This window comes from Sphaerimonospora cavernae, assembly GCF_042435035.1.
Lineage (GTDB): Bacteria > Actinomycetota > Actinomycetes > Streptosporangiales > Streptosporangiaceae > Sphaerimonospora > Sphaerimonospora cavernae.
This window is the reverse complement of record NZ_JBHMQT010000003.1, coordinates 20,698-32,862: the sequence shown is the minus strand read 5'-3', so window position 1 is coordinate 32,862 and position 12,165 is coordinate 20,698. Positions and strand designations below refer to the sequence as shown.

General features: G+C 71.7%; 13 protein-coding genes. 9 read left to right on the top strand and 4 right to left on the bottom strand.

Annotated elements, in window-relative coordinates; translation table 11 throughout:
* Positions 1–19 precede the first annotated feature (19 nt).
* The 4 genes from aroH to der all read left to right on the top strand — a co-directional run bounded on the left by aroH (position 20) and on the right by der (position 3,897).
* The gene (gene aroH, locus ACFHYQ_RS00635) at positions 20–379 is read left to right on the top strand and encodes a chorismate mutase (protein ID WP_204010949.1); all 360 of its coding nucleotides are present in this window, start codon (positions 20–22) and stop codon (positions 377–379) included.
* 55 nt (positions 380–434) lie between these two features.
* Positions 435–1,562: a prephenate dehydrogenase gene (locus ACFHYQ_RS00630; RefSeq protein ID WP_394299065.1), complete on the top strand. Its 1,128-nt coding sequence runs from the start codon at positions 435–437 to the stop codon at positions 1,560–1,562.
* A gap of 140 nt (positions 1,563–1,702) precedes the next feature.
* Positions 1,703–2,407, top strand: a complete 705-nt coding sequence (gene cmk, locus ACFHYQ_RS00625; RefSeq protein WP_394299064.1) for a (d)CMP kinase — start codon at positions 1,703–1,705, stop codon at positions 2,405–2,407.
* 74 nt (positions 2,408–2,481) lie between these two features.
* Positions 2,482–3,897: a ribosome biogenesis GTPase Der gene (gene der / locus ACFHYQ_RS00620; protein ID WP_394299063.1), complete on the top strand. Its 1,416-nt coding sequence runs from the start codon at positions 2,482–2,484 to the stop codon at positions 3,895–3,897.
* Between the two features lie 65 nt (positions 3,898–3,962).
* Here the strand turns inward: der and ACFHYQ_RS00615 are convergent, their stop codons facing one another.
* Genes ACFHYQ_RS00615 through ACFHYQ_RS00605 form a run of 3 tightly spaced genes read right to left on the bottom strand, consistent with a single transcriptional unit; the run spans position 3,963 to position 6,618 of the window.
* A complete protein-coding gene (locus ACFHYQ_RS00615) occupies positions 3,963–5,483 on the bottom strand; it encodes an MFS transporter (RefSeq protein WP_394299062.1) in 1,521 nt (506 codons plus the stop codon).
* Positions 5,480–6,127 (bottom strand): LppX_LprAFG lipoprotein, encoded by a 648-nt coding sequence (locus ACFHYQ_RS00610; protein ID WP_394299061.1) that lies wholly within the window; start codon positions 6,125–6,127, stop codon positions 5,480–5,482. Before ACFHYQ_RS00610 ends, ACFHYQ_RS00615 begins: the two co-directional genes overlap by 4 nt.
* Before the next feature lie 23 nt (positions 6,128–6,150).
* A complete protein-coding gene (locus ACFHYQ_RS00605) occupies positions 6,151–6,618 on the bottom strand; it encodes a MarR family winged helix-turn-helix transcriptional regulator (RefSeq protein ID WP_394299060.1) in 468 nt (155 codons plus the stop codon).
* 207 nt (positions 6,619–6,825) lie between these two features.
* Here ACFHYQ_RS00605 and ACFHYQ_RS00600 point away from each other — a divergent pair, with 207 nt between their 5' ends.
* The 5 genes from ACFHYQ_RS00600 (at position 6,826) to ACFHYQ_RS00580 (ending at position 11,084) form a co-directional block, all read left to right on the top strand.
* Positions 6,826–7,254, top strand: coding sequence for a CBS domain-containing protein (locus ACFHYQ_RS00600; protein WP_394299059.1), 429 nt, complete (start codon positions 6,826–6,828; stop codon positions 7,252–7,254).
* Positions 7,255–7,305: 51 nt separating this feature from the next.
* Positions 7,306–7,557 carry a Smr/MutS family protein gene (locus ACFHYQ_RS00595; protein WP_204010673.1) on the top strand — a complete coding sequence of 84 codons (252 nt, stop codon included), beginning with the start codon at positions 7,306–7,308 and terminating at the stop codon, positions 7,555–7,557.
* Between the two features lie 101 nt (positions 7,558–7,658).
* Positions 7,659–8,432: a cyclase family protein gene (locus tag ACFHYQ_RS00590; RefSeq protein WP_394299058.1), complete on the top strand. Its 774-nt coding sequence runs from the start codon at positions 7,659–7,661 to the stop codon at positions 8,430–8,432.
* A gap of 26 nt (positions 8,433–8,458) precedes the next feature.
* Positions 8,459–10,258 carry a thiamine pyrophosphate-binding protein gene (locus ACFHYQ_RS00585; RefSeq protein WP_394299057.1) on the top strand — a complete coding sequence of 600 codons (1,800 nt, stop codon included), beginning with the start codon at positions 8,459–8,461 and terminating at the stop codon, positions 10,256–10,258.
* 76 nt (positions 10,259–10,334) lie between these two features.
* Complete coding sequence (locus tag ACFHYQ_RS00580) at positions 10,335–11,084, top strand: lysophospholipid acyltransferase family protein (protein WP_394299056.1); 750 nt, start codon at positions 10,335–10,337, stop codon at positions 11,082–11,084.
* Between the two features lie 131 nt (positions 11,085–11,215).
* Here ACFHYQ_RS00580 and ACFHYQ_RS00575 read toward each other — a convergent pair whose 3' ends face one another.
* Positions 11,216–12,112: an alpha/beta fold hydrolase gene (locus tag ACFHYQ_RS00575; protein ID WP_394299055.1), complete on the bottom strand. Its 897-nt coding sequence runs from the start codon at positions 12,110–12,112 to the stop codon at positions 11,216–11,218.
* Positions 12,113–12,165: the final 53 nt, after the last annotated feature.

The following is a 12,165-nucleotide window of genomic DNA, read 5'->3' as shown; positions in this document are numbered from 1 at the left end:
GCGCGAGAGGGGAACGACGATGGTGCGGGCGGTTCGTGGAGCCATCCAGGTCGACGGCGACGACCGGGAGTCGATCATCGCGGGGACGACCGAACTGGTCACCGAGGTGATGGCGCGGAACGACCTCACCACCGAGGACGTCATCAGCGTGATCTTCACGGCGACGCCCGATCTCACCGCGGAGTTCCCCGCGCTGGCCGCGCGGAAGCTGGGGTTCCACGACGTCCCGCTGCTGTGCGCGTCCGAGATCGACGTGCCCGGTGCGCTGCCGCGTGTGGTCCGCCTGATGGCGCACATCGCCACCGACCGGCCGCGTCAGGAGATCCAGCACGTGTACCTGCGGGGCGCGGTCGCGCTCCGCGTGGACATCGCACAGTAGACCCCGCCACCGCGCGGTAGATCCTGTCAGGGACGAGACCACCAGGACGAGCAGGATGACTCCCACCGAGAGCGCTTCCGACGAGGGCGCTTCCACCGAGGGCGCCGCGACCGCGCTCGGCAGCGCCGTCATCGTCGGCACGGGACTGATCGGCACCTCGATCGCGCTCGCGCTGCGTCAGCGCGGCGTCCGGGTGTTCCTCGCCGATCGGGACGCGGGAGCCGTACGGCTGGCGCGGGAACTGGGTGCGGGGGAGGACTGGCGGGCCGACCGGACCGTGGACCTGGCGGTCATCGCGGTGCCGCCCCCGTTCGTCGCGCAGTGGCTGCTCGACCTGCAGAAGAGCGAGACCGCCCGGGCCTACACGGACGTGGCCAGCGTGAAGGAACTCCTGATCGCGCAGGCGGCGCAACTCGGCTGCGACCTGTCCACGTTCGTCGCCGGTCATCCGCTGGCAGGCCGGGAGCGGTCGGGGCCGGCGGCGGCCCGGCCCGACCTGTTCCTCGGCCGCCCCTGGGCGTTCTGCCCGACGCCGGAGGCGTCCGGCCCGGCGGTGGCGGCGGTCCTGGAACTGATCGGCCTGTGCGGGGGCAACGCCGTACGGGTGGACGCCGCCGAGCACGACCGGGCGGTGGCGGTGGTCTCGCACGCGCCGCACGTGACGGCGGCGGCGGTCGCGGCGCGGCTGGCCGAGGCGTCCGACACGGCGCTCGGCCTGTCCGGTCAGGGCGTACGCGACGTCACCCGGATCGCCGCCGGCGACCCGGCGCTGTGGACCGGCATCCTGTCCGGTAACGCCGTACCCGTCGCGGAGGTGCTGGAGGCCGTCGCCGCCGACCTGGCGAACGTCGCGCGATCGCTGCGTACGCTCGCGGGCGACGGTGCCGCCGTCGCGGATGTCACCGAACTGCTGCGGCGTGGCGTGCGCGGGACCGGCCGGATCCCCGGCAAGCACGGCGGCCCGGCGAGCACCTACGCGGTCGTCCAGGTGGTCATCGGGGACCGTCCCGGCGAACTGGCCCGGCTCGTCCAGGCCGCCGGACAGGCGGGGATCAACATCGAGGACATCCGGCTGGAGCACGCGCCGGGGCTGCCGCTCGGCGCGGCGGACCTGTACGTCCAGCCGGAGGCGGCCGAGGCGCTCGCCGAAGGCCTGCGCGAGCGCGGCTGGCAGGTGCCCTGACGGCCGCCGACGGCCGAACCGGCTGCGCGGGCACGGCGCTGATGCGCGGGATCGCCGGGAGTCCCGGTACGCTCGGGGGTCGGGTAAAGGCAGGGTGGGGATCGCCGGGCCGGGATGTCGGGTCGGGATGTCGGGTCGGGATGTCGGGCCGGATCGCCGGGCAGGGCTGGAGAAGAGGAGCGAGCGTGTCGGGTCTGGTCGTCGCGATGGACGGGCCTTCCGGGTCGGGGAAGTCGAGCGCGTCGCGTGGAGTCGCCCGGGCTCTCGGGCTGCGGTACCTGGACACGGGGGCCATGTATCGTGCGGTCACCTGGTGGATGCTCGACCGGGGGGTCGACCCCTCGGATCAGGACGCCGTCACCGCCCGCTGCCGCGAACCCCGGCTGGAGATCAGCACTGACCCGGACGCCCCGGGCATCAGCGTGGACGGGACCGACGTCAGCGGGCCGATCCGCACCCAGGAGGTCACCCGGGCCGTCTCCGCCGTGAGCGCGGTGCCCGACGTGCGCAGGCGTCTGGTGGATCTCCAGCGGCAGATCATCGGGCCCGGCGACATCGTGGTCGAGGGACGCGACATCGGCACGGTCGTGGCGCCGGACGCGCCGCTCAAGATCTATCTCACCGCGAGCGCCGACGCCCGCGCGCTTCGCCGTACGGCGGAGCTGACCGGGACCTCCACCCGGGAGCAACGGGCCGAGATGGCCCGGCGGGACGCGCTCGACTCCACGCGCAAGACCGACCCCCTGGCGATGGCGGCCGACGCGGTGGAACTGGACACCACTCCGCTCGACCTCGACGAGGTGATCGCCGAAGTTCTCCGGCTCGTCAAGGAGCGGACCATCTGAGCCCCGCCAGTGCAGGGGGCATATTGAGCCTGATCCTGGCGGGATCGGGGAGGAATCAGCCGATGAGGCAGGAAATGGACGTTACGGGGGAGTACGAATACGACGAGGGCGGCTGGACCGAGGCCGAACTCGCCGCTTCCGCGGACGAGGGCTCAGGTGAGCCCGACGCGGGCCCCCTGCCGGTCGTGGCCGTGGTCGGCCGCCCCAACGTGGGCAAGTCGACGCTGGTCAACCGCATCATCGGCCGGCGCGAGGCGGTCGTGGAGGACGTGCCCGGTGTGACCCGGGACCGGGTGACGTACGAGGCGACCTGGCGCGGCCGCCGGTTCACACTGGTCGACACCGGTGGCTGGGACCCGGACGCCACCGGCATGGCGCTGCGGATCGCCGAGCAGGCCCAGGTCGCGGCCGAGCTGGCGGATGTGATCCTGTTCGTGGTGGACGCGAGTGTCGGCGTGACCGACTCCGACGAGACGGTCGGGGCCGTGCTGCGCCGGTCGGGCAAGCCCGTCGTGCTGGCCGCCAACAAGGTCGACAACCAGCAGCTGGAGATCGAGGCGTCGGGGCTGTGGTCGCTGGGCCTGGGTGAGCCGTACCCGGTCTCCGCGCTGCACGGCAGGGCCAGCGGCGACCTGCTCGACGTCGTGCTCGACGCGCTGCCCGAGGCGCCGGAGCAGACGTTCGGCGAGCGGCGCGGCCCACGCCGGGTCGCTCTGCTGGGCAAGCCCAACGTGGGCAAGTCGTCGCTGCTGAACCGGCTGGCGGGCGAGGAGCGGGTGCTGGTCGACCCCGTGGCGGGCACCACCCGCGACCCGGTGGACGAACTGGTCGAGCTGCGTGGCACGACCTACCGGTTCGTGGACACCGCGGGCATCCGCCGCCGTGACCGGGAACTGAAGGGGGCCGACTTCTACGCGGCGATGCGGACCCGGGCCGCGCTGGAGCGGTCGGAGGTGGCCGTCGTGCTGATCGACGCCTCCCAGGTGCTGACCGAGCAGGACCTGCGGATCATCGGCCTGGTCATCGAGTCCGGTCGCGCCATGGTCGTCGCGTTCAACAAGTGGGACCTGGTCGACGAGGACCGGCGGTACTACCTGGAGAAGGAGATCGACCGCCAGCTCGTCCGCACGCCCTGGGCGCTGCGGGTCAACATCTCCGCCAAGACCGGCCGTCACGTCGACAAGCTCGCCCCGGCGATCGAGCGAGCCCTGGAATCGTGGGGGACGCGGGTGCCGACGGCCCGGCTCAACCAGTTCGTCACCGAGCTGGTGCAGGCCACGCCGCCGCCGGTGCGCGGGGGCAGGCAGCCCAAGATCCTGTTCGCCACGCAGGCGACGACCGAGCCGCCGAGGTTCGTGCTGTTCACGTCGGCGTTCCTGGAGGAGACCTACCGCCGGTTCATCGAACGCCGCATCCGCGAGGAGTTCGGCTTCGCCGGCTCCCCGATCGAGATCACGATGAAGATCCGGGAGAAGCGGCAGAAGAAGTAAACGGGTGAACGCCGCACCGCTGATTCCTGCCCGCTCCTCCGTTCGCCGGGGATCGCGGTGCCGGCCTACCTGCGATCCTGACCTGCCCGCGATCCTGACCTACCTTGGTGGTCCTGAGCCGCTCGCGTCCCGCCGGGCAGGGCCAGGGCCGCCACCGTGCCCAGCAGGCACAGTCCCGCGGTGATCAGAAAGATCTCCGTGTACTCCACGTGCAGCGCGGCCTTCACCTCGGCCTCGTACTCCGCCAGCTCGGCCAGGTAGTCGGCGCCGGCGCCGCCGATCGGCAGGGGCGTGTCCAGGTGTGCCGTCAGCGACTGGAACCGGTGGAACCCCCACGCCGACAGCGCCGCCACGCCGAACAGCATCCCCATCATGCGGGCCACCACGACCGCGGCCGAGGCCACGCCGTGCCGAACGGCAGGGACGGCACGCAGCACGGCCGAGGAGACCGGGGCGACGACCATGCCCAGCCCGAGCCCGGCGACGGCCAGATCGACGTCCAGCCACACGCCCGCCGCGGTGGGGTCCCACCGCGACATCATGAGGTAACCGGCGGCGGCGACCGCCATGCCCGCGACGGCCACCCGGCGCTCCCCGAACCGGCGGGTCAGCATCCCGCCAAGGAACGCCGCGACGGCCAGCGCCGCGAGGAAACGGGTCAGCACCAGCGCCCCGCCGACCGCGTCCTCGCCGAGCAGTGTCTGCGCGGCGAGCTGGACGTCCACCAGCGTCACCAGCAGGGCGGCCCCGGACAGCAGGCTCACCGCCAGTGTGGCGAGCAGCGGCCCCCCCGACGCGCCGGTCAGATCCAGCAGCCGCACCGGCGAGCGGATCTCCCAGCCGACGAACGCCGCGGCCGCGACCACCCCGGCCGCCAGGCACGGCAGACCCCACGGCGGCAGGACCGCCTCGCCGGGCGAGGGATTGTAGAGCCCGGCCACCAGCAGGCCCAGTGCCAGCGCCAGCAGCGCGCCGCCGACGGCGTCGACCCCGCCTCCCGCCCTGCCGTACGGCTCCCGCGGCACGCCGCGCTGCACGGCGACGGCGGCGAGCAGGGCCAGCGGGATGTTGACCCAGAAGATGCCCCGCCAGCCGACGAAGGCGGCGATCCCGGCACCGTAGAGGGGGCCCAGCACGCTGCCGAGTTCCTGAGCCGCGCCCACCGCCCCCAGGGCGACCGGCCGGGCGCGCTCGTCCCACAGGTCGCCGATGAGGGCCATCGTGATCGGCAGCAGCGCGCCGCCCGCCAGGCCCTGCAGCGTACGGCCGGCCGTCAGCGTGGGGATGTCCTGGGCGAGCGCGCAGACCAGCGAGCCGGCCGCGAACCCGGCCAGGCAGGCATGGATCAGCGGGCGCCTGCCGTACCGGTCGGACAGCCGGCCGAGCAGCGGCATCGCCGCGACGTAACCCAGCAGGAAGCCGGTCACGATGGGCGTCGCCCGTTCCAGACGGTTCAGCGGGACGCCGACCTGCTGGGCGATGTCCGCGAAGACGGTGACGACGACGTAGGCGTCGAGCGCGGCGAGCAGCACGGCCGCGCCGCCCACGCCGAGGGCGAGACGGCGGCCGCGGACGAGGGAGGTCATGACGCGGGCGGTGTGATCGTCACGGGGGCGTCGTAGTCGTCCAGGGTCACGGTCACTCCGCCGCCGCTGAGCGGAAGTTCGATCTTGAGTAGCCGGTCGGTGGCCCTGTCGATCCACAGGGTCCCGTCCACGGCCTGGGCGATGCCGGGGACCAGCTTGGCGAGGGACTGCTGCGGCAGGGTGGCCGCGATCCGGTAGGCGTCGACGCCGCCGACCTTCTCGGCGGCTTCGGTGCGCGCTTCGTTCGCCGAGGACAGCAGCTCCGGCACGCCGGTCAGCACGACGGAGGGGTCGTAGATCGCGGCGAGCTGCTGCCTGGTCATGGTCTGGAAGCCGCCCGTCGGGCCCTTGAAACGCACGGTGTCGCCCGTGATCACGAACTCGAACTCCTGCAGGCCGACGAGCTCGACCTGGAGCGTTCCCCTGGCATCGCCCTCCTTGGTCAGGGTGCCCTCGGCGTGCCTGACCGGTACGGCGGGCCGGTCCCTGGTCTCGATGACGAAGGCGACGGTCCGGACCGCTTGCATCGCCTCGGCCGACTTCTCCAGCAGGCCTGGCCCGTCGGGAAGCGCGACCGTGCCGTTCGACGCGCAGGCGGTCACCAGCAGCAGGGCGGCCACGACCAGCCCGAGGATTCTTGTCACAACGCGGATCGTAGCGACCTTCATCAGCGGGCCGTCCGGATCGACTGAAGGCGGTCGGCGATGGGGCCGAATATCTCCTCGATCGCGGTGACCTGCTCGGGGGTCAGCAGATCGATCAGGTGCCGGCGGACTCCCGCCACGTGACCGGGGGCGGCACACTGAATGGTCTCCCAGCCCAGATCGGTGAGCACGGCGAACGTGCCACGCCGGTCGTCGTCGCAGCTCGCCCGGACCACCAGCCCGGCGGCCTCCATCCGGGAGATCTGGTGCGAGAGCCTGCTGCGGGACTGGATGGTGGCGTCGGCGAGCTCGCTCATCCGCATGCGGTGGTCGGGGCTCTCCGACAGGTTCACCAGGATCTCGTAGTCGTTGAGCGACAGACCTGCCTCCTGCAACTCGCGGTCGAGCTGATGGAACAGCAGCCGGTGCGCGGCGAGGTGCGCCCGCCAGGCGCGCTGCTCCTGCGCACTGAGCCAACGGGGGTCTTCCATGACCTCAAGCATAAGATCGTGATGATCGCGCCGGGGTGGGCAGTTCTGTAGGGGAACAGGAGATTTACCCGGGCGTGGAGTCAGGACGCTTGACGCGATGTTGTCGCCGCTGTTGCCTGGGAAAACACGACCTGTACGGCTCCGGTCGGCCGGTTGGCAGGCCGGAGCGGGAGGAAGGCGGGCCCCCGGGCCGGAAAGGCGGCGCGCATGCGCATTGGAACGATCTTGAAGGGTAAGGGGACAGGCGTGGTGACGGTCCCTCCGCAGGCCACGGTGACCGAGCTCCTGGCCAGGCTGGCCGAGTTCAACATCGGTGCGGTGGTGGTGTCGGAGGACGGAGAGACGATCGCGGGCATCGTGTCGGAACGGGACGTCGTACGGCGCCTGCACGAGCTGGGTGCCGCCGTGCTCGGCCAGCCGGTCTCAACGATCATGACCTCCGACGTCAGGAGCTGCACGCCCGACGCCAATGTCGAGGAGCTGCGCCGTACCATGACCGACCACCGCGTGCGGCACGTCCCCGTGGTGCGGGACGGGCGGCTGGCGGGCATCGTCAGCATCGGCGACGTCGTCAAGAGCGCCATCGAGGAGCTGGAGACGGAGAAGGACGCTCTGGTCGGCTATCTGCACGGCTGACCGATCGTTCGAGGGCTGACCGATCGCGGGCTTTTCTCCTAGACTGTTCGCGTGAAGCTCAAGCTTGATCTCCACGACATCTACAACAGGGGCAGCGAGATCGACCGGGCGCTGCGCGGCGTCATGGAGGAGGCGGTCCGGAAGAAGGCCACCCAGGTGGAGATCATCCCCGGAAAGGGATCGGGGCAGCTCAAGAAGAAGGTGCTGCGCTTCCTGGAGCAGAAGGAGATCAAGGCGCTCTACCATCGCGTGGACAAGGACGCCAAGAACCACGGCCGCCTGTTCGTCTACTTCCGGTGGTAGCCGCCGGGGTGCCCGCCGGCATCCGACAGCCGGGACCTGTGGCTGGCGCGAGGGGCGAGAGTGTAGGAGGATTTGCCCGCGTGTGACACAAGGGAGGCGTGATGTCGGTATTGCGGGATCTGATGGAGGGAATCCGGAACGGCGGGATCGAGGTGCTCGACCTGACCGCGCCGTTGACCGAGAAGACGCCGATCCTGTCGCTGCCGGAGCCCTTCGGCCAGACGGCGACCTTCAGCCTGCAGGAGATCAGCCGGTACGACGACCGCGGCCCGGCCTGGTACTGGAACAACTTCACCACCGGTGAGCACACCGGAACCCACTTCGACGCGCCCAACCACTGGGTCACCGCCCGGGACGGTGAGGACGTCTCGCGGGTGCCCGTCACCAAGCTGATCGCGTCCGCGGCGGTGCTGGACTTCAGCGCCGAGGCGGCCGCGGACCCCGACTTCCTCCTCGAGATCGACCACGTCAGGGCGTGGGAGAAGGAGCACGGCCCCCTCCCGGAGGGCGGCTGGCTCCTCTACCGCACGGGCTGGGACGCCCGAGCCGACGACGCGGGCCGGTTCCACAACGCCGACGAGACCGGGCCGCACACCCCCGGCATCTCCGCTGAATGCGCCCGCTTCCTGGCTGAGCAGACGCCGATCATCGGCCTCGGCGTCGAGACCGTGGGCACGGACGCGGGCGCCGCGCACTCCTTCGACCCGGCTTTCCCCTGTCACTCGTTCCTGCTCGGCGCCGGCAAGTACGGCCTGACCCAGCTGCGCAACCTCGACAGGCTGCCGCCGACCGGCGCCGTGGTGATCGCCGGCCCGCTGCCGATCGTGGGCGGCTCCGGCAGCCCGCTGCGCGTCCTGGCCCTGCTGGAAAGATGACCGGTCGACAGATGAGCCATCCGACGATGAACGTCGCACAGGCCGTCGGGGCCGTCCTCGCCTCACTCGGCGTGCGCACGGCCTTCGGGGTCGTCGGCAGCGGGAACTTCCACGTCACCAATTCGCTGGTACGGCACGGCGTGCGGTATGTCGCCGCGCGCCACGAGGGCGGCGCGGCCACCATGGCGGACGCCTACGCCCGGATGAGCGGAACCGTCGCCGTCCTCACCGTCCATCAGGGGCCCGGCATCACCAACGCGCTGACCGGCGTCACGGAGGCGGCCAAGAGCCGCACTCCGCTGCTCGCGCTCGCCCCCGAGGCCACCTCGGCCCGTTCCAACTTCTGGATCGACCAGGCCGCCCTCGTCTCCGCGGTCGGCGTACACGTCGCCAGGGTGGCCTCGGCGGAGACCGTGGTCGACGACACCGTCATGGCCTTCCTCGCCGCGCTGCTGGGACGCCGGACCGTGCTGCTCCGCCTGCCGCTGGACGTCCAGGACGAGGTGCTGCCGGACGAGGCCGCGCGCGCCGTACGGGAACTGCGGGCCGGTGGCGGCGGGGTGCGGCGGGCCGCGGCGAGCCGGATCCCCGCTCCGTGGGGGCTCACGTTCCCCAGCGAGCACGACCCGGAGGCCGTGGACGGTCCCGGGGCTTCGGACGGCGCCGCCGAGCCCGCGGCCCCGGACTCGATCGTCCCGGACTCTGTAGCCCCGGACTCGATAGCGCAGTTCGCCGGGTTGCTGCGGGTGGCGCGACGGCCGGTGTTCGTGGCCGGTCGCGGGGCGCGGGGCGCCCGCCGGGAACTGGAGGCCCTCGGCGAGCGGGTGGGCGCGCTGTACGCGACCTCCGCGGTCGCCAAGGGGAACTTCCACGGCAGCCCGTGGGACCTGGACGTGATGGGCGGATTCGCCTCGCCGCTGACGGCCGAGCTCGTCGGCGACGCCGACCTGGTCGTCGCCTGGGGCTGCTCGCTCACCATGTGGACCACCCGGCACGGCAAGCTGATCGGCCCGGACGCCACCGTGGTGCAGGTCGACATCGACGCCGACGTCATCGGCGTGAACCGTCCCGTGGACCTCGGCGTGATCGGTGACGTACGGGCGACGGCACGGGCGGTCGCCGACCTCCTGGACGCGCCTTCCGGGGACGTGCCTTCCGGGCACGCGGCGGGCTACCGGACCCCCGAGATCGCCGATCGGATAGCCCGTGAGGTGCGCTGGCGCGACGTGCCGTACGCCGACACGGGCGGCGGCGGGCGGATCGACCCCAGGACGCTGACGATCGGACTCGACGACCTGCTCCCGGCGGATCGGGTCGTGGCCGTCGACTCCGGCAACTTCATGGGATATCCGTCGATGTTCCTGTCCGTGCCGGACGGGGGCTCCTTCTGCTTCACCCAGGCGTTCCAGTCGATCGGCCTCGGCCTGGCCACCGCCGTCGGCGCCGCCGTCGCCAGGCCCGACCGGCTCACCGTCGCCGCGCTGGGCGACGGGGGAGCGCTCATGGCCATCGCCGAGCTCGAAACGGTCGTACGGCTCGGGCTGCCGATGGTCATCGTGGTCTACGACGACGACGCCTACGGCGCCGAGGTGCACCACTTCGGCCCGGACGGCTTCCCGCTCGACAATGTCACGTTCCCGCCGGTGGACCTCGCCGAGATCGCCCGCGGCTTCGGCTGCGCGGCCGTCTCCGTACGGCGGGAGGAGGACCTCGCCGGGGTCGCCGAATGGCTGAAGGGCCCGCGTGACCGGCCGCTTCTCGTCCACGCCAAGGTCACACCCGGCCTCGCGGCCTGGTGGATCGAGGAGGCATTCCGCGGCCACTGACCGGTCACTGACCGGCCATGTCCTGCGGGCGGCCCTCATCATCGAAGCTACTGGTGCGTAGGTTACCGTTCCGTACATGTCCGAGCTCGTGTACCCGCCGGTGATCCGCGCCGTGCTGGCCGCCTTCAAACTGCTGGACCTGCGGATCCGGATCGAGGGCGCCGAGCGCGTGCCGCGATCCGGGGGAGCGGTCCTGGTCAGCAACCATGTCAGCTACCTCGACTTCGTCTTCGCGGGCCTGGCTGCCCGGCCCTCACGGCGGTTCGTCCGGTTCATGGCGAAGCAGGAGGTGTTCGCCCACCGGGTGTCGGGTCCGCTGATGCGCGGCATGCACCACATCCCGGTCGACCGTTCGGCCGGGGCAGGTGCGTTCCGCGCGGCCGTACGGGCCCTGCGGTCCGGGGAGATCGTCGGAAACTTCGCCGAGGCGACGATCAGCAGGTCGTTCACCGTCAAGGACATCAAGAGCGGTCCCATCCGGATGGCCGTCGAAGCCGGGGTCCCCATCATCCCGGTCGCGGTGTGGGGCGGGCAGCGGCTGTGGACCAAGGGCCGGCCGCGCAAGCTGCTCCAGCGGCACGTCCCGATCACGATCCTGGTCGGCGAGCCCCTGAACCCGGGATCCGACGACGACATCGCCAAGCTCACCGCCGAGTTGCGGCGCCGGATGTCGGACCTGCTCGATGAGGCGCAGCGCACCTACCCGGAGATCCCGCCCGGGGTGTGGTGGCAGCCCGCCCGTCTCGGCGGCACCGCCCCCACCCCCGAGGAGGCCGCGGCCCTCGACGCCGCCTCCCGAAAACCGAGATCAGAACCGCTGCCGTGATCTTGCGAAAACTCGCACGCCACTCTCCTGGCCTGCATAAATCAATTCCTGATCTTGCAGATACTCGCAGGTATGCCGCCCGACCTGCGCCTATGCATGGCGTGATCTTGCAGTAGGCGCGCAGTGCGAGATCACGGTTTGAGGAATGCGCGCAGGACCTGCGCGACCAACTCCGGCCGGCCACCCCTGTTCCGGTTCCCGGTGGCGCCGTGGCCGAGGCCGGGAAGCTCGACCCGTTCGACACGCGGGAGGACCCTCTCGAGCGCATTGAGGGCGGTCTTCAGGTAGGCCGGGCTTCGGTCGCCGCCGAGCAGCAGCACCTCGGCGCGGATCGCGGCGAAGCCCCCCACCGTCTCGGCGGCTTCGCTGACGAGACGCAGGTCGCAGCGCAGGGTCGGGGCGAGCGTCCGCATCGACGGCTCTCCGGTCCCGTCGGGAAGGTCGTCGCTGCCCATCGTGAGCTTGGTGAGCAGCTTGAGCAGGGGCCGGGGCACGCGGTCGAACACCGGCGGCCCCATCCGCGCCCCCAGCATGCCGGTGACCAGCGCGGCGGCGATGTCGCCGCGGGCCATCTCCGCCTCATAGCGCGGCAGCCAGTCGGTGGGAGCCGAGCCGTTCACGGACAGCGGAGGCTCGAAGACGACGGCCCGGCGTACCGAGGGATTGTCGAGCGCCGCCCGGAGCGTGATGAGCGCGCCCGAGCTCACGCCGATGAGATCGCGGGCGCCGGTCGCGGTGAGGACGGCGTCGAGGTCTTCGAGCTCCCTGTCCATGCCGTGGTCGGCTCCGCACGGGCCGCTCATGCCCCGGCCGCGCCGGTCGGGCAGATAGACGGTGAAATCGGCGGCCAGCGCCTCGGCGAGTTGCAGATGGCTGTGCGACGACTCCATCGCGCCATGCAGCACCACCACTCCCGGCTGCCGTGCTCCGGTCCCCGGGTGGCCGACCGTACGGTAACCGATCACGGTGTCGTCGGCGGAGGTCACGGAGTCGAGCCGCGAGGTGCGTACGCCGCTTACGTCGGTCATGGTTCTCCCCATGCGTCATCGCCGGGGCCGGTGGCAGCCGGTCCCCGGGCGTT

Bases quoted from the DNA above. Each gene is read 5' to 3' on its own strand.
- aroH (WP_204010949.1), top strand. From the start codon at position 20: ATGGTGCGGGCGGTTCGTGGAGCCATCCAGGTCGACGGCGACGACCGG.
- ACFHYQ_RS00630 (WP_394299065.1), top strand. From the start codon at position 435: ATGACTCCCACCGAGAGCGCTTCCGACGAGGGCGCTTCCACCGAGGGC.
- cmk (WP_394299064.1), top strand. From the start codon at position 1,703: ATGTCGGGCCGGATCGCCGGGCAGGGCTGGAGAAGAGGAGCGAGCGTG.
- der (WP_394299063.1), top strand. From the start codon at position 2,482: ATGGACGTTACGGGGGAGTACGAATACGACGAGGGCGGCTGGACCGAG.
- ACFHYQ_RS00615 (WP_394299062.1), bottom strand. From the start codon at position 5,483: ATGACCTCCCTCGTCCGCGGCCGCCGTCTCGCCCTCGGCGTGGGCGGC.
- ACFHYQ_RS00605 (WP_394299060.1), bottom strand. From the start codon at position 6,618: ATGGAAGACCCCCGTTGGCTCAGTGCGCAGGAGCAGCGCGCCTGGCGG.
- ACFHYQ_RS00600 (WP_394299059.1), top strand. From the start codon at position 6,826: ATGCGCATTGGAACGATCTTGAAGGGTAAGGGGACAGGCGTGGTGACG.
- ACFHYQ_RS00590 (WP_394299058.1), top strand. From the start codon at position 7,659: ATGTCGGTATTGCGGGATCTGATGGAGGGAATCCGGAACGGCGGGATC.
- ACFHYQ_RS00585 (WP_394299057.1), top strand. From the start codon at position 8,459: ATGAACGTCGCACAGGCCGTCGGGGCCGTCCTCGCCTCACTCGGCGTG.
- ACFHYQ_RS00580 (WP_394299056.1), top strand. From the start codon at position 10,335: ATGTCCGAGCTCGTGTACCCGCCGGTGATCCGCGCCGTGCTGGCCGCC.
- ACFHYQ_RS00575 (WP_394299055.1), bottom strand. From the start codon at position 12,112: ATGACCGACGTAAGCGGCGTACGCACCTCGCGGCTCGACTCCGTGACC.